The organism is Burkholderia sp. 572, from assembly GCF_040545135.1.
Taxonomy (GTDB): Bacteria; Pseudomonadota; Gammaproteobacteria; order Burkholderiales; family Burkholderiaceae; genus Burkholderia; species Burkholderia cepacia.
The window spans coordinates 1-24,511 of the sequence record NZ_JBEPLH010000008.1 but is presented as its reverse complement, the minus strand read 5'-3'; the positions used below and the strand labels follow the sequence as shown (position 1 = coordinate 24,511).

Sequence of the window (24,511 nt, the reverse complement as noted above, 5' to 3'; positions counted from 1 at the left end):
GAACAAATGGCAATTCCGGCCTACATGTGGCTCAAGGACGACGGCGGTGCGGACATCAAGGGTTCGGTGACCGTCCAGGATCGCGAAGGCAGCGTCGAACTGGTCGCGTTCGATCACGGCGTGCACATTCCGACCGACGGCAACACGGGCAAGCTCACCGGCACGCGCGTGCACAAGCCGATCACGCTGACGAAAGAGACGGACGCGTCGACGCCCTATCTGTACAAGGCCGTGACGAGCGGCCAGACGCTGAAGTCGGTCGAGATCAAGTGGTACAAGATCGACGACGCGGGCAAGGAGAAGGAGTACTTCAACACGAAGCTCGACAACGTGAAGATCGTCGCCGTGAAGCCGAAGATGCTCGACATCAAGAACCCCGACTACGAGAAACACAATCATCTCGAAGACGTCGAACTGCGCTACGAGACGATCACGTGGTCGTACAAGGACGGCAACATTATCCACAAGGACACGTGGAACGAACGTTCCTGATGCGTTGACCGACTGGCGGAATCCGGCACGCCCGCGCGCCGGGTTCCGCTCTGCCGATCGCCCATTCTCAGTCGCACCCTTCGGTTCGCATTGGCACCGCCCGATGCACGCCTTCCTCCCTTCCTGATCCGCTATCGACATGACGCCGCCTATCCGGGACGCCTCCCATCTCATTCGCCGACTCAATCCCCATTGCACGCGCGCGCTCGAAGCCGCCGCGAGCCTGTGCCAGACCCGGCTCGCGGACGAAATCGCGGTCGAGCACTGGGTGCTCAAACTGATCGAAGCGGAAGACGGCGACATTCCGGCGATCCTGCGCCACTACGATCTCGATATCGATGCGGTGTGGGATGCGTTGATCGACGTGATCGACCGCATGCCACGCACGTTGCGCGGCATGCCGGCGCTGTCACGGCAACTCGCCACGGTGATCGAGGATGCGTGGACGCATGCGGTGTCGGACGAATCCGACGGCACCATTCGCTCGGGCCACCTGCTGCAGGCGATCGTCGACGCGCCACACGTCTTGCGCACGCAACGTGCGTGGCCGCTGTTGTCGGTTTCAAGCGCGCAGATCCGGCGCGTGCTGCCCCGGATCGGGCGACGTTCATCCGAGAACGCGTCCGATGAAATGACGTTGCAGCCGAAAACGTCGCCAACCGTCGATCGTGCCAGCCATGCAGAGTCGGAAACCTCCATCGATCGTCACGATCGGCACGCACCATCTCGCGCCGCCGACGACAACGCCCTCGCGCGCTTTGCGCTCGACCTGACCGAAAAGGCCCGCCGTGGCGAGATCGACCCCGTCTTCGGCCGAGACCGGGAGATCCGGCAGATGATCGACGTGCTGTCGCGCCGCCGCAAGAACAACCCGATCCTCGTTGGCGAGCCTGGCGTCGGCAAGACCGCGCTGGTCGAAGGGCTCGCGTTGCGCGTGATCGAAGGCAGCGTTCCGGAAACGATCCGCGACACGCGCATCCTGACGCTCGACCTCAGCTTGCTGCAGGCCGGCGCAGGCGTGAAGGGCGAATTCGAGCAACGGCTGAAGAACGTGATCGACGAGGTGCGGACATCGACGACACCCATCCTGCTGTTCATCGACGAAGCACATACGCTGATCGGCGCGGGCAACGCGGCGGGTGGCGCCGACGCCGCCAACCTGCTCAAGCCGGCGCTGGCGCGCGGCGAGTTGCGCACGGTCGCGGCAACCACGTGGGCCGAGTACAAGGAATATTTCGAACGCGATGCCGCGCTCGAACGGCGCTTCCAGGTCATCAAGGTCGACGAGCCGAACGACCACACGGCCTGCCTGATGCTGCGCGGGCTCGCAAGCCGCTATGCGAAGCATCACGACGTCCACATTCGCGACGAGGCGATCGTCGCGGCCGTGCGGCTGTCACGCCGCTACATTCCGGCCCGGCAACTACCGGACAAGGCCGTCGATCTGATCGACACGGCGGCCGCGCGCGTGCGCATGGCGCTCGACGTGCCGCCAGTGGAGCTGCAGCAGGCACGCGCGACACTGACGGCACTCGAACTGGAACGCGCCGCGCTCGATGCGGATTCCCGTGCCGGGATCGGTGACATCGCCGAGCAGCGCACCACGATCGACGCGGAACACGACGCCGTGCGCGACACCGCAGACACGCTGCTCGGCCAGTACACGCGAGAACGCGAACTCGTCGACGTCTTGCGCACCCTTCGCGGCGCGACCGGCCCCGCGCCTGATCCAGCGGCCATTTCCAATGCCATCGATGCGCTGTCGACCGTTCAGGGCAAGTCGCCGATGATCGCCGCCGACGTTGACGCGCAATCCATCGCGCGCGTTGTCGCTGAATGGACCGGTGTGCCGGTCGGCAATCTCGTCGACGACGAACTGCGAAGCCTGCTCACGCTCGAAGCGACGCTCGCTGCGCGCGTGGTTGCGCAGGACGATGCGATCGGCGCGCTGGCGGAGAGCCTGCGCACCGCCAAGGCCGGCCTGAAGAACGAGCACGCACCGCTCGGCGTGTTCCTGCTCACCGGGCCGTCCGGCGTCGGCAAGACCGAAACCGCGCTGGCACTCGCCGACCTGTTGTTCGGCGGCGAAGCCGCACTGACGACGATCAATTTGTCCGAGTACCAGGAGGCGCATACGGTATCGCAGCTCAAGGGCTCGCCGCCCGGCTACGTCGGTTACGGACGCGGCGGTGTCCTGACCGAAGCCGTGCGTCAGCGTCCGTACAGCGTCGTGCTGCTGGACGAAGTGGAGAAAGCGCATCGCGACGTGCTCGACATTTTCTATCAGGTGTTCGACCGCGGCACGATGCGCGACGGCGAGGGACGCGAGATCGATTTCCGCAATTGCGTGATCGTGATGACGTCCAATCTCGGCAGCGCGCAAATCGACGATGCAACGGCCGAGGATCCAGCAATCACGCGCGAAGCGCTGCGCGAAGCCGTTCATCCTCAGCTGGTCGCTCATTTCCAGCCTGCACTGCTCGCACGCTTTCAGACACTCGTCTATCGGCCGCTCGGCGCGGCGGCACTCGCGCCGATCGTGCGGATCAAGCTGGACAGGATCGCCGAGCGCCTCCATCGGCATCACGCGGTGACACTGACATGTGCGGACGATCTGATCGAATCGATCGCACAGCATTGCGTGTCGCGCGAATCCGGCGCACGCAGCGTCGACGCGTTCCTGAACCAGCGCGTGCTGCCGGTCGTGTCCCGCGAACTGCTCGGACGGATGGAATCCGGCACTGCGCCACGGCAAATCCTGTTGTCGGCCACCGCCGAAGGATCGTTGACGATCGACTTCATCGACGCGCCGGCGGCCGGCGATACCGGCACTACACGATGGAGCGACCGATGACCGCCGGCCCCTCGCTCTACGACATGCTGCTCGGCCAGATCGGCGGCGCACCGATCGGCGCCTACGACGACCGGACGCTCGAATGCCTGAGCGTGCAGCAGAACGTACGTCGCATTCTCAATACGCGGGCCGGTGCGCTCAAGCACCTGCCCGACTACGGGCTACCCGACCTCACGAACATCTACAAGGCACTGCCCGCATCCGCGCACTTGCTCAAGCAGCAGATGGAAGCGAAGCTGCTGAAATACGAGCCGCGCATTCGCTCGATCGACGTCGGGATCGTCGACAATCACGATCCCGGGATCCTGGTCAGCTTCGAGATGACGTGCCACCTGAAGAACGCCGGGCTCGTGCGTTTCGGCACCTACTTCGAGCCGCCGGGCCGCCTGCGCGTCGAACGACGTATCGACCGGTCATGATCGCGCGCAATCAGTGCCCGTGCGCAAGATGCGCCCCAAACCCCGCCTTCCCCGGCGCGACCTTCTCCTTCAGCGTCAACGCCGGAATCTCGTAATCGCCCGCGTTCTGTCGCCGGAACGGAATCGGCTGCGCGGTCCACAACGCATCGAGACGCTTGCCGAGCGCCGCACGCGTTTCGTCGAAGCGCGCGTCGTTCATCTTGCCCGTCCGGTAGATCACGAACGGCGGCAGCACGTCGAATCCCGGGTAATACAAGATCCCGTGCTGGATCGGAAACAGCACGTCGTCGATCGGCCCGTTGATGCCGCGCGGGCTGTAGTGCGATTCCCACCCGCCTGCCGTGACGATCAGCATCGCCCGCTTGCCGGCCAGCGCCCCTTCGCCGTAGCGGTTGCCCCAGCGCGTCTCCGAATGCTCGCCGACGCCGTAAGCAAAACCGTACGCATACACACGCTCGACCCAGCCCTTCATGATCGCCGGCATCGAGAACCACCACAGCGGAAACTGCAGGATCACCGCGTCGGCCCACTTCAGCTTCTCCTGCTCGCGCGCGATATCTTCGCTTTGCGTGCCGGCCGCGAATGCGTGCTTCGAGTCGAGCGACGGATCGAACCGCGCGTCGGGTGCGCGACCGGTCACGTCGTTCGCGTCGAACGCCGCCTTCCAGTTCATCGCATACAGATCCGTCACCTGCACCGCGTGGCCGGCCGCTTCGAGATGCTCGACGGCAAAGTCGCGCAGCGCGCCGTTCAGCGAACGCGGTTCGGGATGGGCATAAACGATCAGCACATTCATGTTCGTCACTCCTTTGATTGAATGACTACAGGATGCCGCCGTCGAAGGTATATTTGAAATGAATTCCTGATATTCCAGGTATAGCCATGAATAATCTCAGACGACTCGACCTGAACCTGCTCGTCACGCTGGACGTGCTGCTCGCCGAGCACAACGTCACGCGCGCGGCCGAGAAACTGAACATGTCGCAGCCGTCGGTGAGCGTGCAGTTGCAAAAACTGCGCGACCTGTTCGGCGATCCGCTGCTGTTGCCGGGGCCGCGCGGGATGCGGCCGACCGCGCGTGCGGAAACGCTGCGCGAGCCGTTGCGCGATGCGCTCGAAGCCGTCGAGCGCGCGGTGGTTCCGGCCACACCGTTCGATCCGGCGACCGCGACGAACACGTGGCGCGTGGCCGCGACCGACTACGGCGAATCGACGATCGTGCTGCCCGCGCTGCACACGCTGCGCTCGGCCGCGCCCGGCACGCGGCTCGCCGTCGTCGAACTCGCGCCGCCGCGCATCGAGCAGGACGCCGAACGAAACGGCATCGACCTCGCCTTTCATACGACGGAAGGGTCGCCGGCCGGCATGCGGCGCCTGCCGCTGTTCGTCGAGCGTTATGTGCTCATCGGCCGCGCTGGGCATCCGAAGCTGAAGCGGCGCCCGACGCTCGCGCAGTTCGGCACGCTCGAACACGTGATCGTGTCGCCCGATGGCGGCGGCTTCTTCGGCGTGACGGACGAAGCGCTCGCAAAGGTCGGTGCCGTGCGGCGCGTCGTGCTGTCCGTGCCGCATTTTCTGTTCGTGATGTCGGCCGTCGCGAGCACCGATCTCGTCGCGATGCTGCCCGAGCGACTGGTGCGCGACGTGCCTGCGTTGCGTGTGGTGGACGCACCGGTCGAGGTGCCCGGCTATGAAATGTCGATGCTGTGGCACGAGCGCGTGCATCGCGATCCGGCACACCGGTGGCTGCGGGAGACCATCGCGGCGGCGGTCTGACACGGCCCGGTTGCCGGACGGCTGCCATCTGCTGTCATCGGGGGCTTGAAAGTGCGCCGATCACTGTATATATTTACAGTGTTTCTGCGTCATTTGACCCGAATTCCGTCCCCGAGGCGGTCTTTAGTGAGGCGACCATGTTTCAGTCATCCGCATTCGATCCCGAGCAACCCGGCTTCAATCCCGTCCACTTCGAGCGCGCCGCGCGGCAGGCGGTCGTCGATCTTCAGCGTGTCGTCGGCGGCCCCGCGCAGCGGGCGCTCGGCTTGCGGCGCCGCAGCCACCCGGCCGCCGTCCGCACGATGAGCTGGCAGGCGCTGCTGAATGTCGAGGAGCTGGCGTTCTCGAACTCCGGCTTCCTGAACCGCAACGATCCGACGGTCGTCGACGCCTTCATCCGGCTGCGCGACAGCCGGATGGTCGCCGCGGACGTCGAGGAAGCCGTCGACTGGAAGCGCGACGACGACGATTTGCCCGCCGTTTATCTGATCGTCAAGGCGATGCTGGAAGCGGAAGAGCGCGAGACGCAACACGCCGAGATGGAGTGACGGCGGCGACGCGCGGCCGTCCCGTTACAGCCGTGCCGCGAGGCGCGCACCCTGATCGATCGCGCGCTTCGCGTCGAGTTCGGCGGCCAGTTCCGCTCCGCCGATCAGGTGCACGGAACGCCCGGCCGCCTGCAACGGCGCGAGCAACGCGCGCTGCGGCTCCTGCCCCGTGCAGAGCACGATCGTGTCGGCTTCGATCAGCTCGTGATCGGTGCGCTGCTCGCCGTACGACACGTGCAGCCCGCGCGCATCGATCAATTCGTAGTTCACGCCGCCGATCATCTTCACCTGCTTCATCTTCAGCGTCGCGCGATGAATCCAGCCGGTCGTCTTGCCGAGCCCCTTGCCGAGCGGCGCGGCCTTGCGCTGCAGCAGCGTCACTTCACGCGCCGGCGCCGTGACCTGCGCACGCGTCACGCCGCCACGCGTCGCGGCCGGGTCGGTCACGCCCCACTCGGCCTTCCACTCGTCCAGATCGAGCGCCGGCGATTCGCCGTCCTGCACCAGATACTCGGCGACATCAAAGCCGATCCCGCCCGCCCCGACCACCGCGACACGCCGACCGACCGGCTGCCTGCCCGCGAGCACGTCGATGTAGCTGAGCACATTCGGCCCGTCCTGCCCCGGAATCTTCGGGTCGCGGGGCGCGACGCCCGTTGCGAGCACGATTTCGTCGTAGCCGCCCGCGATCAGGTCGCTTGCGTCGACGCGGCGGTTCAGGTGCAGGTTCACGCCGGTCAGCTCGACCTGGCGGCCGAAGTAGCTCAGCGCTTCGTGAAACTCCTCCTTGCCCGGAATCCGCTTGGCCATGTTGAACTGGCCGCCGATCTCGGCCGCGCCGTCGAACAGGTCGACCCGATGGCCGCGCTGCGCGAGCACGGTCGAGCACGCGAGCCCGGCCGGCCCCGCGCCCACCACCGCGATGCGCTTCGGCTGCGGCGCGGGCGTGTATTTCAGCTCCGTCTCGTGGCATGCACGCGGATTCAGCAGGCACGACGCGATCTTGTTCTTGAACGCGTGATCGAGACACGCCTGGTTGCAGCCGATACAGGTGTTGATCTCGTCGGCGCGGCCCTGTGCGGCCTTGATCACGAACTCGGCATCCGCGAGCAGCGGGCGCGCCATCGACACCATGTCCGCGCAGCCGTCCGCGAGGATCTGCTCGGCCACTTCGGGGCGATTGATCCGGTTGGTGGTCACGAGCGGAATGCCGACCTCGCCCTTCATCTTCTTCGTCACCCACGCGAACGCGCCGCGCGGCACCGACGTCGCGATCGTCGGCACGCGCGCCTCGTGCCAGCCGATCCCCGTGTTGATGATGGTCGCGCCCGCGCGCTCGACGGCCTTCGCGAGCTGCACGGTTTCGCTCCAGTCGCTGCCGTCCGGAATCAGGTCGAGCATCGACAGCCGGTAGATCAGGATGAAATCGCGGCCGACCGCTTCGCGCGTGCGTTCGATGATCTCGATCGGCAGCCGGACGCGGTTCTCGTACGACCCGCCCCACTGGTCGGTGCGCTTGTTCGTATGCATCGAGATGAACTGGTTGATCAGGTAGCCTTCGGAGCCCATGATCTCGACGCCGTCGTAACCGGCTTCACGCGCGAGCTTCGCGCAACGGACGAACGCGCGGATCTGCCGCTCGACCCCGCGCGCGCTCAGTTCGTGCGGCGCGAACGGCGAAATCGGCGACTTGATCTTCGACGGCGCGACCGCGAACGGGTGATAACCGTAGCGGCCCGTATGGAGGATCTGCAGCGCGATCTTGCCATCCTCTGCGTGCACGGCGCCGGTGATCTCGCGATGGCGCCGCGCGGCGGCCGACGTCATCAGCGTGCCGCCGAACGGCTTGGTCCAGCCGGCCACGTTCGGCGCGAAGCCGCCCGTCACGATCAGGCCCACGCCGCCGCGCGCGCGTTCGGCGAAATATTCGGCGAGCCGCGGCAGCGTCTTGCGGCTGTCCTCGAGGCCCGTGTGCATCGAGCCCATCAAGACGCGGTTCTTCAGCGTCGTGAAGCCGAGATCGAGCGGCGCGAGCAGGTGGGGAAAGGGTGTCGTCATGATGATCGTGCCAGTAAGCGATGCGTGACATCGTAGGCGCGCGCCGCCTTGAACGTGAGGGGGCAAACAGCCATAATGCTTGTCATTTCCGGCCAAAACGACATGACTTCCCCTCTCGCCAAGGACCGCCTCGGGCTGCGCCGGCCGACGATTCCGGTCGCCTACACGCGCCTGCTGCTGCAGGCGCTTGCCGCGCGCGGTGTCGACCTGGCCGCCGTGCGCGCCGGCACGGGCCTGCGCGATGCGGTGCTGGCCGAACCGGACGCGCGCGTCGCGCCGTCGCAATGGGGGCGGCTCGTGCTCAATGCGATCGAGATCGGCGGCGATCCGGGCATCGGGCTCGCGTTCGGGCTGCTGCTGAAGCCGACCGTGCACGGCTTTCTCGGCTACGCGACCCTGACCGCGCGGGACATCCGCGAGGCGCTATCCGTCACGCAGCGCTACTTCCGGATGCGCAACCGCCAATATCGCCTGACCTATGAAGAGGACGAACGCGGCGCGACGCTCGAACTGCACGGCGTGCAGGCGAGCCCCGTGCTGCAGCATCACGTGATGTTCGAATTCGTGCTGACCGGGCTCGCGCAGAACATCTCGCAATGGGCCGGGCGCGCGTCGCCGTCGATCGCGCTGCAATTCACGTGGCCGGAGCCGCCCTATTTCGCACGCTATCGCGACCAGTTGCCGCCGGTCGAATTCGGCTGCGCGGCCAACGCGCTGTGGATCGCGCGCGACGTGCTCGACTGGCCGCTGCCGCTCGCCGACGAAGTCGCGCACCGGCAGGCGCTCGTGCAGGTGGAGCGTGAGTATGCGCAGGTGCGCCAGGAGGAAGGCGATCTGGTCGAACGCGCGCGTGCGGAGCTGGCACGCGGGGCCGGCGATTACCCGGGGCCGGGGACGCTCGCCGATGCGCTGCTCGTGTCGACACGCACGCTGCGGCGCCGGCTCGAGGAAGCCGGGTCGAGCTATCGGCAGTTGCTCGACGAAGCGCGGTTTCGCGACGCGAAGCAGTTGCTCGCCGCGTCGGATCTCGACCTGAAGACGATCGCCGAGCGGCTGCAATTCACCGACCCGGCGAATTTCACGCGTGCGTTCCGGCGCTGGGCCGGGCAGACGCCGAGCGCCTACCGGGAGGCGGCTGCGGGCACGGCACGCGACTGACGCAGGGCCGCGACCGGCACGAGGTGCCGGCCCGCGATTTCATCGGTATGATCAATCCCACGCCCAAGCGGCGCCGACCGGCGCACTCTCCCGCCCCATGCCCAATCACACCACGCTGATCGAGTCGACGATCGACCGTATCGATACGAACCTCGTCCGGATCGCGGCCGACATCAGGAAGGCGCCGCTTTATCGCCTGACGATGCAGAACGCCTGCTACTTCATCGCCGCCGACGATTTCGACGCAGAGGCGTTCAAGCAGATCGATCGATTGAAGCCCGGGATGGCCGTGCGCGCGTGCATCTTCAACGATCGCGGCCGTCACCGGATCGCGTGGATCAGAAGCAGCGACCTGGCGATCGCGCCTTACGATGCGCTCGGACAAAGGGACGGCAACCTGACGCTGCTCACATGGGCATCGATCGTCTTCGTGCTGAGCCTGCTGATCGGTGCCGCCGTGTTCAGATCGGGCTGGGCGTTCGTCGGCGCCCTGGCCTTGCTCGCGAGCATCATCAGCCTGCTGGGCATCCTGCTCGCGATCGCGGGGCTGTCCGATCTGGTGTTCCGGCCTCAGCGTCGCGAGGCGCAGGAAAAGTGGCGGTACGAACCCACCGGGTTCACGATGGAACGGAGCAACGGATGACCGGTCGCACCATGCAAATCGCATCCGGCCGCGTGACGTCCGTCAGCCAGAAGACGATCACTACGCAGGTCTGGAGCAACAATCTCGGCTGGACGACGCAAGGCATCGAGGAGATCGCGCTGCAGCTCGACACGTTCGACGCGCCGCTCACGCTCGTGACCAGCGCCACGCGCAGCCTGTTCCTCGTCGCGGGCGATCGGCTGGAGGTGGCGTACGCCGAAGGCCCGGATCGCCCGGCCATCTACGGCGTCCACAACGCGACCGACGCCTCGGTGTATCTGGTTCGACCCGCGAAAGTCGCCGCGGCCCGCATCGATGTGTTCGCGACGCTATTCCTGCTGGTCGCCTCCGTCTTCATTCTCGGCATCATGTCCGCGGTGTCGCGCAGCCTCGACGGGATGCTCGACACGTTCGCGTGGTTCGCCGGGGGCGCGATCGGGTTCTTCCTGCTGAGCACGATCCTGCGCACCGTGTTCGGCGTGATCGTGTGGCCCGAGATCCGGCGGCTCAGGCAGCCCGGCGGCAAGCGCGAGATGAACGCCGCAAGGCAGGCGCTGTCGCTCGCGAACGACGATACGCCGAACATCCGTTTTCTCTGACGCGATACGCCCGCGACGCGTCAGCAGCCGACGACGATCCGCGCCCCACCGTCCCCCTCGCCCGCCTCGATCCGCACCTCGCCCGTCGCGGCGACGATCGCGTCGTACACGTCATCGGTCACGCACACCACCGGCACCGCGATCGCATACAGCTCGGCCGCCACGATCGCGCCGATCGAGATGATCAGGTCGCGCTCCTTCAGCACGATCCCGACCGGCCCCGTGCCGTTGCGCACGGCTTCCGCGAGCACGCTGCTGCTCGAACTCGAGCCCTTCGCGTGCGGCATCACCATCACCTTGCCGGCGAGGCTCGCACCGGCCTGCGGATGCCCGCGATCGACGATCTTTCCCGCGCCCGAATCGTAGCCGCCCCAGAAACTGAGCGGCTTGTCGAGCACGAACGCGCGCGCGCATGCGCTGCCCGGCACGAGCGTGTCGCCCGTCAAGCCCTTGCCCGTCGTTTCAGTCATCGAATCGCACCTTTCCTTCGAACGCCGACCGCACGCATTCGCGCATGCTGCCGTACGCGACCGTCACGCCGATGTTCGCGGGCGCATACGACGCCCATTTCCCCGAATTGGTCATCACCAGCCCTGACAGTTGCTTCATCACCGGCGTGATGTACGTGCAGGTGTCGACGACGATCTGAATGCCGCGCGCGGCGAATTTTTCCGCGAGGCCGGCTTCCTCCAGCTCCCACAAGATGAAGCGGCTCGTGTTCACGTAGAAATCGCAGGCCGGCTTGCCGTCGAACGCGTCGAGCAAGGTGCCGAGCGTGCGGAATTCGGCCAGCGAGAAATGCGGCGTGCCGAGCGCCACCGCGACGAGTGCGTCGCCGGCCGCGCCGTGGTTCAGCGTGCGGCGAATCTCGTCGAGGTCGGCCATCGCGACGTCGACCGTGCGTTGCGCCGCCTGCCCGTGCAACGCGGCGTCGAGCGTCGGCGCCTCGGGTGTGATGCCCACCGCATGGAACAGCGCGACGGCGCCGCTCGAGGCGGCCGCCGCGCCCAGCGCCTTGAGTTCGTCTTCGGTGGTATCCGCCGGCAGCCCGACGATCGCGGGCACGATCGCGCCCGCGATCCTGCCGATCAGCAGCCCGAGCGCGGCGAAATAAATGTCGCGCGACGGCAGGCGGCTGAAGTCCGGCGCGTTGAACACGATCCGCGCGGCGCGGTTCGCTTCGACATGCAGCCCCGCATACGGCGCGCGCCCGGTGATCGCGGCAGCCAGGTCGAGAAAATCGCCATACCGGCTGGTGCGCGCGCCGAGCACCGAGTTCGCGAACACGATCGCGTTCGATTCGGCCCACGCGATCTGCTCGCCTTTCGCGGGACGGTTCTTCAGTTGATACGGCGCGCATGTGAAGCTCGATTCGCAGCCGAGTTGCAGATGCGCGTCCATCAGGCGCTGCGCGTCGCGCTGGATCGTGCGGTCGCCGTGGTACAGCTCGGGATGGATCAGGTCGAGCGACCCGACGTTCAGCGTGGTCGGCACCGCGACCTTCGCGCCGGTGTCGACGAAATATTCGACGAAGTCGAGGCTCGTCTGGCCGTGGTACAGGCAGCCGTCGATATGCGCGGACGTGATGTCGATCAGGTGCGGCGCGGACATCACCTGCGCCGTGCGTGCGACGATCCGCATCGCGCGCGCGACGCCATCGCCGTAATCCCCGCGCAGCATGGCGCTGTCGCGGTCACTCAACTGCAGCATCGGTTGCTCCTCTGACGCGTGCCGGCGGCGCCGGCCCGTGAAATCCGTCAGGGGACTCTACAACTGGGAATAAAAACTGTCCAGATCCGCGTCGATCCGGACAGTTTAAAAAACCAATTTCAGCCATATAGCGTCACCGAAGTGGGCAATGGCTCGAATTCCGCTCCAGTTTGCCGCCGGTTCGTCTAGCGTTCCGCGGTCACGCTGAACAGCTCGTCGCGCAGCGCCTTCGCGCGGTCGCGTCCGAACTGCGTCTCGAATTCGTCCTGCGCGGCCTGCCACGCAACCAGCGCCCGCGCGAACGTGCGCTCGCCCGGCTTCGTGAGGCTCAACGCATGCGCACGCGCATCGTGCTCGGACGCGGCCGTCGCGACGAAGCCGTCGCGCTGCAGCGGCTTCAGCGCGCGCAGCAGCGTCGTGCGATCCATCACGAGGCTATCGGCGAGTTCGCTCATCAGCAGGCCGGGCCTGCGCGTCAGGTTCGACATGATCGAGAACTGGGCGGGCGTGACGCCAACCGGGGCCAGATGGCGTTCGTACAGTTGCGTGACGAAGCGCGCTGCCTGACGCAGCGCGAGACAGTTGCACGCCTGGGCAATCGAGGTGTCGTTCATGCCTCGCAATTTATATGTGCATATGCATAAAGTCAATGTACACTCCGCCGTAACCAGGCCGGCGGCCGGCCCTCGCGTCAAGGAGACGGACATGGACTACATCGACAAGCTGAGGATCTTCCGGTCGGTGGTGGAGCTGCGCAGCTTCACGCGCGCAGCCGACATGCTCGGCCTCGCCCGGCCTGTCGTGTCGCGCGCGGTCGCGGATCTCGAAGCGCGCTTCGGCAGCCGGCTGCTGCACCGGACCACGCGCCAGGTGTCGCTGACCGAAACCGCCGAGCGCATCTACGAGCGCTGCGCGGCCGTGCTGGACGAGCTCGACTCGCTCGAAGCGGAAGCGCAGTCGCCGACGCGCGAGCCCGAAGGCCTGTTGCGGCTCGTCGCGCACACGACGGCCGCGCTGAACCGGCTGGTGCCGCTGATCGCCGGCTTCAAGGCCGCGCACCCGAAGGTGCGCCTCGACGTGACGCTGACCGAGCGCCCGGTCGATCTCGTCGGCGAAGGCTACGACATCGGCATCGTCGTGCCGTACATGCTGACGAGCGAAACGACCGTCGTGCGGCTGGTCGAACGCATTCCGGTCGTGATCGTCGCGACACCCGCGTACCTGCGCGCGCATTCGCATCCCCAAACGCCGGCCGATCTGGCCGACCATCCGTTCGTGCCGATGTCGCCGTCGCTGCGGCGACCCGCCTTGTCGTTCCGCATCGACGGCGACACGCTGACCGTGCCGTTCCGCTTCGACATCTCGTCGAACAGCCCCGTCTTCAACCGCGAAATGGTGATGCACGACTTCGGCATCGGCGTCGTGCCGAAAACGCTCGTCGGGGACGAACTCGCGTCGGGCGCGCTCGTGCAGCTGCTGCCGGACGCCGATCTCGTCGATGCCTTCGTCGAGATCAAGCTCGCGTACGCGAACCGCGCGCTGCTGCCCGCGAAGGTCAAGGCGTTCATCGACTACACGGCCGCCTACTGCGACCGCGAAGGCTGGATCGTTCCGGCGGCGGCCTGACGCCGATTGGTACAGCCGTGACAACAATCTGATCCCGCTCCTCCGCTCGCTTCACGCCGTATTGCCACCTAACATGTGCACATGCACAAGACAACGCTCACCGATGACGATTGCTTCGCGGTCCGGCAAGCCGCCCGGCGAATCTCGCAGTTCTACGAGCGCTATCTGTCGCGCGCGGGCGTCACGCCATCGCAATACAGCATTCTCGCGCTGCTGCGCGACCGGCCCGGCCTGACGATGGCGACCTTGTCGAGCGTGCTGGTGATCGAACGCACCGCGCTGCTGCGCGCGCTCAAGCCGCTCGTCGGCGCGGCGCTGGTGGCGGGCCGGATCGAGCCGCCGTGCCGCGGCCAGACGTTCGCACTCACCGAGCACGGCGAAACCAAGGTCGCCGATGCGCACGTGCACTGGCTCGCCGCGCAGGAGGCATTCGAGCGGTGTTTCGGGTCGGCGCAGGCGGCCCGCCTCAGAGACGAATTGTTCCGGATCACGCACAACCTGCCGGAACGCTGATTGACGACTTCCCCGACGGACGGCACGCCGTCTTTCGTTTTGATACGTGCATATACATAGGTGAATCGATGGAAACGACCCAAGCCGCTGCCGCGTCACGCGAAGCAGCCACAACCGACCAACCCGCGAAGCAACAGCGCCGCGTGCCGTGGATGCGCATCGCGGTGGGTGCCGTCGTCGTCGTCGTGGCCGCCGCCGCGCTCGACTGGCTGTTCGTGCTGCGCTTCCAGGAAAGCACCGACGATGCCTATGTCGGCGGCGACGTGACGGTGCTCGCGCCGAAGGTCAACGGCTTCGTCGACAAGATCCTCGTGACCGACAACCAGCGCGTGAAGGCCGGCGACGTGCTCGTGCAGCTCGATGCACGCGACTACGACGCGAAGCTCGCGCAGGCCAGCGCCGAAGTCGACAGCGCGCGCTCCGCCGTGACCGAACTCGAGGCGAAGCAGCAACTGCAATATGCGGTGATCGGACAGCACGCAGCGGACAAGAACGCTTCGTCGGCCGAGCTGACGCGCGCCGCATCGGATCGTGTGCGCTACCGCGAGCTCGTGAAATCCGACGCGGTGTCGAACCAGATCGTCGAACGCGCGGACGCCGATTACTCGAAGGCCGGCGCCGCCGTCGAACGCAGCGACGCCGCGCTGCTCGCGTCGAAGCGGCAGCTCGACGTGCTCGGCGCGCAGCTCGCCGACGCTCGGGCGCGCGTGAACACCGCGCTCGCCGCGCAGCGCGTCGCCGCGCTCAACGTCGAATACACGACGATCCGCTCGCCGGTCGACGGTTACGTCGGCAATCGCACGGGCCGCGTCGGGATGCTCGCGAACGTCGGCGTGCCGCTGCTGACGATCGTGCCGGCTTCCGGACTGTGGATCGACGCGAACTTCAAGGAAGACCAGCTTCGCAAGATGCACGCGGGCGATCGCGTCGACGTGTCGCTCGATGCGTCGAGCACGCGCCTGCACGGCCGCATCGACAGCCTCGCGCCCGCGACCGGCGCGACCTTCAGCGTGCTGCCGCCCGAGAACGCGACCGGCAACTTCACGAAGATCGTCCAGCGCGTGCCCGTGCGCGTGCATCTCGATCCGCAGCCGGGCCTCGAGCACGTGCTGCGCCCGGGCCTGTCCGCGGTCGTGACCGTGCATACCGGCCGCGCGAACTGAACGGGAGACGACGATGACCACCGCGTTTTCCGGCGACCCGGCGTCGCAACCGACGAAGCAGCGCGTCTTCGCCTTCGCGCTGATGTGCGTCGGCTTCTTCATGGCGACGCTCGACATCCAGATCGTCGCGTCGTCGCTGCGCGACATCGGCGGCGGCCTGTCCGCCAGCCAGGACGAACTGTCGTGGGTGCAGACGGCCTACCTGATCGCCGAGATCATCGTGATCCCGATGTCGGGCTGGCTGTCGAAGGTGATGTCGACGCGCTGGCTGTTCGTCGCGTCGGCCGTCGGCTTCACGATCACGAGCATGCTGTGCGGGCTCGCGTGGGACATCAACTCGATGATCCTGTTTCGCGGGCTGCAGGGCGCGCTCGGCGCCGCGATGATCCCGACCGTGTTCACCACCGCGTTCGTGCTGTTCCCGGGCCGGCAGCGGCTGATCGCGTCGACGACCATCGGCGCGCTCGCGTCGCTCGCCCCGGCCATCGGCCCCGTGATCGGCGGCTGGATCACCGATCAATGGTCGTGGCACTGGCTGTTCTACCTGAACCTCGTACCGGGCATCGCGGTGGCCGCACTCGTGCCGCGCTACGTGCATATCGACGAACCCGACCTGAGCCTCATCAAGCGCGGCGACTACCTCGGCATCGTGCTGATGTCGGGTTTCCTCGGCTGCCTCGAATACGTGCTGGAGGAAGGCCCGCGCAAGAACTGGTTCGGCGACGACGCGATCGTGATCTGCGCGTGGATCTCCGGCATCTGCGGCTTCCTGTTCCTCGTGCATGCGCTGACCGCGAAAGATCCGATCGTCGACCTGCGCGCGCTCGCCGTGCGCAACTTCGGGATCGGCAGCCTGCTGTCGTTCGTGACCGGCATCGGGATCTTCGTGACCGTGTTCCTGACGCCGCTGTTTCTCGCGCAGGTGCGCGCATTCAGCTCGCTGCAGATCGGCATCGCGCTGCTGTCGGTCGGTGCGTTCCAGTTGGTCGCGCTCTGCGCCTATGCGTTCGCCGCGCGTTTCTTCAGCCTGCGTGCGCTGCTCGTGTTCGGGCTGATCTGTTTCGGCCTCGGCTGCTACCTGTACACGCCGATCACGCACGACTGGGGCTGGCGCGAATTGCTGCTGCCGCAGGCACTGCGCGGCATCGGCCAGCAGTTCAGCGTGCCGCCGATCGTCACGATGGCGCTCGGCTCGCTGCCGCAGTCGCAGCTGAAATCGGCGAGCGGCCTGTTCAACCTGATGCGCAATCTCGGCGGGGCGATCGGCATCGCGGTGAGCGCGACGATGCTCAACGACCGGCTGAATTTTCACTACCTGCGGCTGAACGAGCACGTGAGCGCCGGCGAGCCGCAAATCGCGTCGCTGCTCGATCGACAGGCCGCGTACTGGGGCTCCGTCGCAGGCAATACGCTGAATACCGCGCAGGCCGGGCTGGCGAACCTGCATCGGCTGATCTATCGCGAAGCGCTGACGCTCACTTATGCGGATGCGTATTACGTGCTGTCGCTGTGTTTCGTCGTCGCGCTGTTTGCCGTCGTGTTTTCCAAACCCATTACGTTGAACGCGCCGCCGCCGGACGCGCACTGAGGCCAGGGTCATCATCATGAAAAAGCTACTCGTCGCGCTGGCTGTCAGCGCATTCGCCGCCGGGTGCGCGGTGCAGCCCGCGCAGCATCCGGCGCTGTCCGAATCCGTCCAGACGCTCGCACCCGTCGCATGGGATACCGACGTGCCGCGCGCGGACATCGACGCCGCCGCCTGGTGGGCGCAATTCCACGATCCCGTGCTCGACCGGCTGATCGCGGTCGTGCTCGACGGCAACCTCGATCTGCAGGCCGCCGCCGAACGCGTGAAGCAGGCGCAGGCGCTGACCGTGCAGAAGCGCGCGGTGCTGCTGCCCGAACTCGACGCGACCGCGCATGCGGCCGACGCACGCCAGAACACGCCACCGCCGCTCGGCTATGTGCGGCAGGCCGGCGCGGGGCTCGCACTGAGCTGGTCGCCCGACGTGTTCGGCGGTGAACGGCTCGACCTGCTCGCCGCGCAGGCGGAACTCGTCGGCCAGAAGCATGCGGAAGATGCGATGCGGCTCGCGCTCGCAGCGGATGCGGCGTCCGCGTATGTCGATCTGCGCTGGGCACAGCAGGAACTGAAGATCCTTCAGGACAACGCGAAGATCCGGCAGCATGCGCTCGAACTCACGCGCAAGCGACAGGCGTTCGGGCTGTCGACGGAACTCGACGTCACGCGTGCGCAGAACCAGCTCGACGCGCTCGAAGCGCGGATTCCGCCGACGCAGGCGCAGATCTCGCATCAGCTCAACCTGATTGCCGTGTATTCGGGGCGCACGCCTGAATCGGTCGATCGGCTCGTGCTCGCGCAGGCCGGCGACATTCCCGCACCGCCCGCTGGCGCACCCGGTACGTTGCCTTCGCAGGCGTTGCTGCGGCGGCCCGATGTGCTGACTGCGTATGCGCAGGTCGAGCGACGGGCGGCGCAAGTTGGCGTGGCGAAGGCCGAGCGGTATCCGAAGTTTTCGTTGAACCTGACGGACGGGATTCTCGCGGCTTCCTATCTCGGGTTGCCGACGTTGACCGACAACCTGTTCAGCGCGGCGTTGAGCGCGACGAGCCCGATCTTCAATGCGGGGCGGATTACGGCGGATATCTCGCAGAGCGAAAGCCGGATGCGCGAGTCGGAACTCGGGTTGCGGCAGACGATGCTGCAGGCGTTGCGGGAAGTCGAGGATGCACGTGCGAATCTCGTCAGCGCCGATGAGGCGACGCGGCGGCTCGATAGTGCGCTCGCTGCGTCGGACAAGGCGCTCGGGCTGGCGAATCAGCTCTACAAGGGTGGCGCGACGGATTTTCTGGACGTGCTGTCGGCGCAGGAGGTGTATCTGCGGGACTCGGATTCGCTCAATCAGGTCAGGCGCGAGCATGCGCTGGCGGCGGTCGCGCTTTATCGGTCGCTTGGGGGCGGGTGGAGCAGGAACGACGCGACGGGTGGGCCGACGGTGGAGGCGGTGGCGAAGAACTGAACGTGATCACGATCCGACGCCGGCCTCAACACTTGCCGGCTTACTCTAGCACGCCGATTCTGGTTGCATGCGGGACGATCTGAAACGCGGCGCGCCGGCAGCCGCATACTTTCCCTCGTGCCGCCGCCGCGGGCCTTGCAACCGCGTATTACAGGGGCGGGCGCGTCGGCAGGCTCCGCGTGGATCGATACGGTGTGTGCGACAAATTAGCCGCCGCTTGAAAGGCGATGTTCGACGTTTTGTCTGCGCTGCGGCGGTTGGTCAGACGGCGTCGGGCCAGCGGTAGCCGATCACTTCGTTCAACGGGTACGCGAGTTCGCGCACCTCTTCCAGTTGATTGCCGCCGAACAGATGTACGTGCTCGTCGTCGTGACGCAGGTAGAAGCCGACATGCCCTTTCCAGCTCGCGGGATCGTCGCGCGTCAGGATCGCGATGCAGCCGTACACAGGGCGCTCCAGCGGCCGGCCCCATTCGAGCCACGAACGCGCGAGCGCGGAGCCCGTCCCGCGAATGCCGGCGTGCGTCATGCACCAGTTGACGAACGACGAGCACCAGGAAATCTTGTCGTCGTAGCCGACCAGGTTCGTCTGGTTGTTGTATTCGACGATGCGCGGATTGATGCTGCCGGGCGGATGGCGGCGGATGCCGAGTTCCGCCATCGCGACGGGCATCCAGGGCGGGTGGGCGGCGTCCGGTTTGCTCTCGGGGTTGAATGGGGTCACGTCGTTCTCGGGCGAGTGTGATGTGCGGCCAATCTTCGCACGAATGATGCGAGGCGACGAGCACCTGTACGCGTGGCCTCGCGTTGTACGAGCGCGTTCAAGTGCCTGACGACCATGCTCGGCGACAGGCCAGCTTCGGAACCGGGAGAGCGTGGCGCGCCGATCGAATCGAAGCGTAACGAATCGATCGCGCGCGAGGGTTGGACGCGCGTTGTCGTGCGCGCCCGGGTGACTCATCTGCGTTGGGTGTCGGGTACCGCGGCGCTACCTTTAACCGCGTGTGTCGATCCAGCGACGTGCCCAGCGGGCCGAGTGCCGCAGTGCCTGCGCTTCGCTCGCGAAGTAGTCGAGCGAATAGAACTGGTAGCGGCCTTCCGCGGGTGTGCTGTCGGTACGTTCGAGCACCAGGTTGGATGAAAAACTACCGTCGGGCAAACGATGCGCCGAGGGTTGGACGGCATAGCCGTTGTATTGTTGAATTCGTTTGTTTTGCATTTTTAATTTTAATCATGTTCGAGTGCGCGCATGCCGTGCGCAATATGCACGGACGCGTCGATTCAAAGCTATTGCAAGCTGAATCTGAAGCTTTCGGAAAACGAAAGTGAGGCGTTGCTGCCGGAGGGGGGAATGAAGTGCAACGAGGCGTGTGGCGCTTGGCGAGCTGCTGAATGAACAGATGCAGCTAAGAGCAATCGCGCCAACTTCAGGAGACGAAGCTCCGTGGGGGTGTCGCTGCGACCCGGCGTCCGTCGTGGGAGGCCGGGCCCTTCAAACTTTACAGCGGCGTGATGTTGGCCGCTTGCAGACCCTTCGGGCCCTGCTTCGTTTCGAAGCTCACTTTCTGGTTTTCAGCCAGCGTCTTGAAGCCGTCGGCACGAATTTCGGAGAAGTGGGCGAACAGGTCGTCACCGCCGTTATCCGGCGTGATGAAGCCAAAACCCTTGCTGTCGTTGAACCACTTGACGATACCGGTATCCATGAAGATTCCTTGAGAAAAAAATAGAGAGATTTGCGCCGTTGAAGAGCGCGTGAAGCGTCAAGGAGGGAGAGGACAACGAATACCGCTGTGGAAAGCGAGCAATTGATGAACAGCAATCGGACTTCTTGGACTTCGATGCGTACACTAACCGCCGGGCTGGCGCGCGTCAACTGCTAACTTGTAACTGTTTTACCGCGCGATCCGCTTTTCGGGCGAATCGATGTGGCCCCAACCGGCTGCGCGCCTTACCCGGCCGGGCGCGCGTTGCGCACAATCTCCGGACGAATACGCTGATCGGCAACGCCCTTCTCTCCTTGTGATTTCCGTTCGCTCAGTCCGTATCATGTCGGCAGCCCCCTCCGACTACCCGCCTGCCATGCGCATCACGCCTCTTCCGCCTCTACAGTGCCTGGTCGCGTTCGAAGCCGCCGTGCGACATGCGAGCTTCACGAAAGCCGCCGCCGAACTGCACCTGACCCAAAGCGCGATCAGCCGTCAGATTCAACAACTGGAAGAATTCCTCGGCCGCTCGCTGTTCGTCCGCGAGCATCGCTCGCTGCGGCTGACGATCGCCGGCGAGCAATACGCGGCGCAGGTCCACCATCTGCTCACCCAATGCGCGGAAGCCACGCACGACGTGATGAAACCGTACGGCGATCTCGAGCTGACGATCGCGTGCTCGTCCGGCGTTGCGGTGCTTTGGCTGACGCCGCGGCTGCCAGACTTTCGCGCCGCGTATCCGAACGTCAAGCTGCGCCTGATCGTGCGCGACGGCCTTGCGTCGATGTCGCCGGCGGAATTCGACGTCGGCGTCTACTACGTGCGCCAGCAGGCACCGGCCGAATACACCGCGCGCAAGCTCTTCGACGAGGAAGTGTTTCCCGTCTGCGCGCCGGGTTATCTGGCCGGCCGCACGCTGAACGCGGCCGACCTCGCGAACGAAACGCTGCTGCGCCTCGAAGACGGGCAGCGTCAATGGATGTCGTGGTCCGAATGGTTCGACATGAACGACGTCGACCGGCAAAAGGCGCAGCCGCAGGACATCACAATCAATTCGTATCCGCAGATCGTGCAGATGACGATACTCAGCCAGGGCGTGTCGCTCGGCTGGCGCTACATGATCGACGCATGCATCGAAGCCGGGCTGCTCGTGCGCGTGACGGACGCGTCCGCAAGCCACGGCGGCGGCTATTACGTGATCTCGCCCAACGACCGCGCGCAGAACCACGCCGCCCGCCTGTTCACGCGTTGGCTGTTCGAACAGGCGGAGAAGCAGACCGCGTCCTGAGCGCAATGCATGCGTACAGCGCATGCGTGCATGCGAATCTTTCGTTTCAGAAAAAAATCCGGCTGTCCTTAGCATGAGATTCACGCGGGGCAGCCGTCCCGGCTTCTGACAAAGGAAGAGACCATGCAAGGAACGCTTTCCCCGCGCGCCGCGCCTGCCGTTGATGCGGCCGTGCAGCAACGCCGCCGCGCCATCGTCGCGACCGTGATCGGCAACGGCCTCGAATGGTTCGACTTCACCGTCTACAGCTTCTTCGCGGTGATCATCGCGAAGCTGTTCTTCCCGACCGGCAACGAACTGACGTCCGTGCTGCTGACCGTCGCGACGTTCGGCGTCGGCTTCTTCATGCGGCCGGTGGGCGGAATCGTGCTCGGCGTGTATGCGGACAAGGTCGGACGCAAGGCCGCGCTGTCGCTCACGATCCTGCTGATGGCGGCCGGCACCGCGCTCATCGGGATCGCGCCGACCTACGAACAGGCCGGCATCGCCGCGCCGATCCTGATCGTCGTCGCGCGGCTGCTGCAAGGTTTTTCGGCCGGCGGCGAGATGGGCGGTGCCACCGCGTTCCTCACCGAATACGCGCCGCCGGAGAAGCGCGCGTATTACTCCAGCTGGATCCAGTCGAGCATCGGCTTCGCGGTGCTGCTCGGCGCGGCGACCGGTACGTTCGTTACCACGTCGCTTGATACGCAGGCGCTGCACAGTTGGGGCTGGCGGCTGCCGTTCCTGCTCGGGATCGTCGTCGGGCCGGTCGGTTACTTCATCCGCAGTCATATCGACGAGACGCCCGCGTTCAGCGCCGTCGAATCGCAGGCGAAGGAAAGCTCGCCGCTGAAGGAGGTGCTGTCGACCTACCCGCGCGAAACCTTCGCAAGTTTTTCAATGGTCATTCTGTGGACGGTCTGTACCTACGTGCTGCTGTTCTACATGCCGACGTATTCCGTGCGCACGCTGCATCTGCCGCAATCGACCGGCTTCGCGGCCGGCATGGTCGGCGGACTGATGATCATGTGCTGCTCGCCGATCGTCGGTCGGCTCGCCGACGTGTGGGGACGGCGCGTGTTCCTGTCCGGCTCAGCGCTCGCGATCCTCGTGCTGGCGTGGCCGATGTTCGCGTGGATCAACCATGCGCCCGGGTTCACGTCGCTGATCGTGTTCCAGGCCGTGTTCGGCGTACTGATTGCGACTTATACCGGGCCGATCCTCGCTGCGTTCGCGGAGCTGTTCCCGACCAAGGTGCTGTCGACCGGGCTTTCCGTTGCGTACAACTTCGCGGTGACGATCTTCGGCGGGTTCGCGCCGTTTCTGATCACATGGCTGATCGCCCGCACCGGCAGCAACATGGCGCCCGCGTTCTACGTGATGCTCGCGGCGGCCGTCAGTTTCGTCGGCACGCGCTTCGTGAAGGATGCGAAGCGTGCGGCCTCAACGACTCGATAAGGACATTTCTCCCATGACCATTACCGTGCTTCAAGGCGGCAACGTGCTCGACCTCGAACGAGGCGTGTTGCTCGAACATCATCATGTCGTGATCGAAGGCGAGCGGATCGTCGAAGTCACCGATCGGCCGGTGGATTTCCCGAATGCGCAGGTGATCGACGTGCGCGGCAAGACCGTGATGCCGGGGTTCATCGATTGCCATGTGCATGTGCTGGCTTCGAACGCAAACCTTGGCGCGAATGCGACGCAGCCGAATATTCTCGCGGCGATCCGGTCGCTGCCGATTCTCGATGCGATGTTGTCGCGTGGGTTTACCAGCGTGCGGGATGCGGGGGGCGCGGATTGGAGTTTGATGCAGGCGGTCGAGACGGGACTGATTCCGGGGCCGCGGATTTTTCCGTCGGGGAAGGCGTTGTCGCAAACCGGCGGGCATGGGGATTTTCGTCCTCGGGGAGATTTGCTGGAGCCCTGTTCTTGCTGTTTCAGGACGGGGGCGATTGCGCGGGTTGTCGATGGGGTCGAAGGGGTACGGCTCGCCGTGCGTGAGGAGATTCAGAAAGGCGCGACGCAGATCAAGATCATGGCGTCAGGTGGCGTGGCTTCGCCGACTGATCCGATTGCGAACACGCAGTATTCGGAGGATGAGATTCGAGCCATCGTCGATGAGGCTGAGGCTGCGAATACCTACGTGATGGCGCACGCATATACGGGGCGGGCGATTGCGCGGGCGGTGCGATGCGGTGTGCGGACGATCGAGCATGGGAATCTCGTGGATGAAGCGGCCGCGAAGATCATGCATGAGCATGGGGCGTTTGTGGTGCCTACGCTCGTGACTTATGACGCGCTGGCCAAGCATGGCGCGGAGTTCGGGATGCCCGCCGACTCCGTCGCGAAGGTGGCTTCCGTGCAGCAGAAAGGACGCGAGTCGCTGGAGATCTATGCGAAGGCCGGCGTGAAGATGGGGTTCGGGTCGGATCTGCTCGGCGAGATGCACGCGTTTCAGTCCGGTGAGTTCCGGATTCGGGCGGAGGTGCTCGGGAATCTGGAAGCGCTCAGGTCAGCGACTACGGTGGCGGCGGAGATTGTGAATATGCGCGGGCTGCTCGGGGTGGTTGCGGCGGGAGCGATTGCCGACCTTGTCGTGCTGGATGGCAATCCGCTTGAGGATATCGGGGTCGTGGCCGATGAAAGAGCACGGGTCGAGTATGTATTGCAGCGGGGAACGATCGTGAAGCAGCGTGACAGCGGGCGTTGATGTGGCGCCGTGCGGCTATTTCGGCAAGCGCAGTGCAGCCTCGCGGGCCGTGCGACCGTGACAGTTGTTGAAGGTGGCAGTGGGTGTGAGGCGCGGCGTTCACGGCTTGGCTTCGCCCCTCTCGTAGCCCAAGGAGCCTATCCGATCTTTTGTGTGTGAGGCATAAACTGGCGACCAAGGAGCCACTTTATGCCACGCAAACGCAAGGAAGAAATGACGATTGAAC

24 protein-coding genes are annotated in these 24,511 nt (G+C 65.6%); 16 read left to right on the top strand and 8 right to left on the bottom strand.

Going from position 1 to position 24,511, the window contains the following annotated elements; all coding sequences use genetic code 11:
• The first annotated feature begins 6 nt into the window (after positions 1-6).
• The 3 genes from ABIC51_RS16505 to tssE all read left to right on the top strand — a co-directional run bounded on the left by ABIC51_RS16505 (position 7) and on the right by tssE (position 3,765).
• Complete coding sequence (locus tag ABIC51_RS16505) at positions 7-492, top strand: Hcp family type VI secretion system effector (protein WP_006479553.1); 486 nt, start codon at positions 7-9, stop codon at positions 490-492.
• Between the two features lie 139 nt (positions 493-631).
• Positions 632-3,346 (top strand): type VI secretion system ATPase TssH, encoded by a 2,715-nt coding sequence (gene tssH, locus ABIC51_RS16500; protein WP_175862717.1) that lies wholly within the window; start codon positions 632-634, stop codon positions 3,344-3,346.
• Positions 3,343-3,765 (top strand): type VI secretion system baseplate subunit TssE, encoded by a 423-nt coding sequence (gene tssE, locus ABIC51_RS16495; protein ID WP_175862716.1) that lies wholly within the window; start codon positions 3,343-3,345, stop codon positions 3,763-3,765. Before tssH ends, tssE begins: the two co-directional genes overlap by 4 nt.
• 10 nt (positions 3,766-3,775) lie before the next feature.
• On the opposite strand, the gene ABIC51_RS16490 is transcribed toward tssE, so the two are convergent.
• Positions 3,776-4,561 carry an NAD(P)H-dependent oxidoreductase gene (locus tag ABIC51_RS16490; RefSeq protein WP_175898117.1) on the bottom strand — a complete coding sequence of 262 codons (786 nt, stop codon included), beginning with the start codon at positions 4,559-4,561 and terminating at the stop codon, positions 3,776-3,778.
• Positions 4,562-4,647: 86 nt separating this feature from the next.
• Between ABIC51_RS16490 and ABIC51_RS16485 the strand changes: the two genes are divergently transcribed.
• Positions 4,648-5,541 carry a LysR family transcriptional regulator gene (locus ABIC51_RS16485; protein ID WP_021157299.1) on the top strand — a complete coding sequence of 298 codons (894 nt, stop codon included), beginning with the start codon at positions 4,648-4,650 and terminating at the stop codon, positions 5,539-5,541.
• A gap of 137 nt (positions 5,542-5,678) precedes the next feature.
• Positions 5,679-6,089, top strand: coding sequence for a DUF2471 family protein (locus ABIC51_RS16480; RefSeq protein WP_027790981.1), 411 nt, complete (start codon positions 5,679-5,681; stop codon positions 6,087-6,089).
• Between the two features lie 24 nt (positions 6,090-6,113).
• Here ABIC51_RS16480 and ABIC51_RS16475 read toward each other — a convergent pair whose 3' ends face one another.
• Positions 6,114-8,147: an NADPH-dependent 2,4-dienoyl-CoA reductase gene (locus ABIC51_RS16475; protein ID WP_226128858.1), complete on the bottom strand. Its 2,034-nt coding sequence runs from the start codon at positions 8,145-8,147 to the stop codon at positions 6,114-6,116.
• A gap of 75 nt (positions 8,148-8,222) precedes the next feature.
• Here ABIC51_RS16475 and ABIC51_RS16470 point away from each other — a divergent pair, with 75 nt between their 5' ends.
• From ABIC51_RS16470 to ABIC51_RS16460, 3 genes are all read left to right on the top strand, one after another.
• Positions 8,223-9,305 (top strand): AraC family transcriptional regulator, encoded by a 1,083-nt coding sequence (locus tag ABIC51_RS16470; RefSeq protein WP_226128859.1) that lies wholly within the window; start codon positions 8,223-8,225, stop codon positions 9,303-9,305.
• 97 nt (positions 9,306-9,402) lie between these two features.
• Entirely contained in the window at positions 9,403-9,948 is a 546-nt protein-coding gene (locus tag ABIC51_RS16465) for a hypothetical protein (protein ID WP_226128861.1), read from the top strand.
• 11 nt (positions 9,949-9,959) lie between these two features.
• On the top strand, positions 9,960-10,547 hold the full coding sequence (locus ABIC51_RS16460) for a hypothetical protein (RefSeq protein ID WP_226128862.1): 588 nt from the start codon (positions 9,960-9,962) through the stop codon (positions 10,545-10,547).
• A gap of 20 nt (positions 10,548-10,567) precedes the next feature.
• Here the strand turns inward: ABIC51_RS16460 and ABIC51_RS16455 are convergent, their stop codons facing one another.
• From ABIC51_RS16455 to ABIC51_RS16445, 3 genes are all read right to left on the bottom strand, one after another.
• The gene (locus tag ABIC51_RS16455; protein ID WP_027790976.1) at positions 10,568-11,017 is read right to left on the bottom strand and encodes an aconitase X swivel domain-containing protein; all 450 of its coding nucleotides are present in this window, start codon (positions 11,015-11,017) and stop codon (positions 10,568-10,570) included.
• The gene (locus ABIC51_RS16450) at positions 11,010-12,257 is read right to left on the bottom strand and encodes an aconitase X (protein ID WP_060314146.1); all 1,248 of its coding nucleotides are present in this window, start codon (positions 12,255-12,257) and stop codon (positions 11,010-11,012) included. The genes ABIC51_RS16455 and ABIC51_RS16450 overlap by 8 nt, the downstream gene beginning before the upstream one ends.
• A 185-nt stretch (positions 12,258-12,442) precedes the next feature.
• On the bottom strand, positions 12,443-12,871 hold the full coding sequence (locus ABIC51_RS16445) for a MarR family winged helix-turn-helix transcriptional regulator (RefSeq protein WP_027790974.1): 429 nt from the start codon (positions 12,869-12,871) through the stop codon (positions 12,443-12,445).
• A gap of 91 nt (positions 12,872-12,962) precedes the next feature.
• Between ABIC51_RS16445 and ABIC51_RS16440 the strand changes: the two genes are divergently transcribed.
• The 5 genes from ABIC51_RS16440 to ABIC51_RS16420 all read left to right on the top strand — a co-directional run bounded on the left by ABIC51_RS16440 (position 12,963) and on the right by ABIC51_RS16420 (position 18,600).
• The gene (locus tag ABIC51_RS16440; RefSeq protein WP_060173088.1) at positions 12,963-13,883 is read left to right on the top strand and encodes a LysR family transcriptional regulator; all 921 of its coding nucleotides are present in this window, start codon (positions 12,963-12,965) and stop codon (positions 13,881-13,883) included.
• Positions 13,884-13,964: 81 nt separating this feature from the next.
• Positions 13,965-14,396 carry a MarR family winged helix-turn-helix transcriptional regulator gene (locus tag ABIC51_RS16435; protein WP_027790972.1) on the top strand — a complete coding sequence of 144 codons (432 nt, stop codon included), beginning with the start codon at positions 13,965-13,967 and terminating at the stop codon, positions 14,394-14,396.
• A gap of 68 nt (positions 14,397-14,464) precedes the next feature.
• Positions 14,465-15,559: an HlyD family secretion protein gene (locus tag ABIC51_RS16430; protein ID WP_226128863.1), complete on the top strand. Its 1,095-nt coding sequence runs from the start codon at positions 14,465-14,467 to the stop codon at positions 15,557-15,559.
• 13 nt (positions 15,560-15,572) lie between these two features.
• Positions 15,573-17,147: a DHA2 family efflux MFS transporter permease subunit gene (locus ABIC51_RS16425; protein ID WP_354006561.1), complete on the top strand. Its 1,575-nt coding sequence runs from the start codon at positions 15,573-15,575 to the stop codon at positions 17,145-17,147.
• 16 nt (positions 17,148-17,163) lie between these two features.
• Positions 17,164-18,600 carry an efflux transporter outer membrane subunit gene (locus ABIC51_RS16420; protein WP_111996908.1) on the top strand — a complete coding sequence of 479 codons (1,437 nt, stop codon included), beginning with the start codon at positions 17,164-17,166 and terminating at the stop codon, positions 18,598-18,600.
• 261 nt (positions 18,601-18,861) lie between these two features.
• Here the strand turns inward: ABIC51_RS16420 and ABIC51_RS16415 are convergent, their stop codons facing one another.
• The 3 genes from ABIC51_RS16415 to ABIC51_RS16405 form a co-directional block, all read right to left on the bottom strand.
• Positions 18,862-19,272, bottom strand: coding sequence for a TIGR02594 family protein (locus ABIC51_RS16415; RefSeq protein WP_027790966.1), 411 nt, complete (start codon positions 19,270-19,272; stop codon positions 18,862-18,864).
• Between the two features lie 321 nt (positions 19,273-19,593).
• On the bottom strand, positions 19,594-19,818 hold the full coding sequence (locus tag ABIC51_RS16410; RefSeq protein WP_021157316.1) for a hypothetical protein: 225 nt from the start codon (positions 19,816-19,818) through the stop codon (positions 19,594-19,596).
• A 280-nt stretch (positions 19,819-20,098) separates the two neighbouring features.
• Complete coding sequence (locus ABIC51_RS16405) at positions 20,099-20,302, bottom strand: cold-shock protein (RefSeq protein ID WP_027790965.1); 204 nt, start codon at positions 20,300-20,302, stop codon at positions 20,099-20,101.
• 376 nt (positions 20,303-20,678) lie between these two features.
• Here ABIC51_RS16405 and ABIC51_RS16400 point away from each other — a divergent pair, with 376 nt between their 5' ends.
• From ABIC51_RS16400 to ABIC51_RS16390, 3 genes are all read left to right on the top strand, one after another.
• Entirely contained in the window at positions 20,679-21,590 is a 912-nt protein-coding gene (locus ABIC51_RS16400) for a LysR substrate-binding domain-containing protein (RefSeq protein ID WP_027790964.1), read from the top strand.
• A 123-nt stretch (positions 21,591-21,713) separates the two neighbouring features.
• Positions 21,714-23,030, top strand: coding sequence for an MFS transporter (locus ABIC51_RS16395; RefSeq protein ID WP_175862711.1), 1,317 nt, complete (start codon positions 21,714-21,716; stop codon positions 23,028-23,030).
• 13 nt (positions 23,031-23,043) lie between these two features.
• Positions 23,044-24,285, top strand: a complete 1,242-nt coding sequence (locus tag ABIC51_RS16390) for a metal-dependent hydrolase family protein (RefSeq protein ID WP_175898119.1) — start codon at positions 23,044-23,046, stop codon at positions 24,283-24,285.
• Positions 24,286-24,511: the final 226 nt, after the last annotated feature.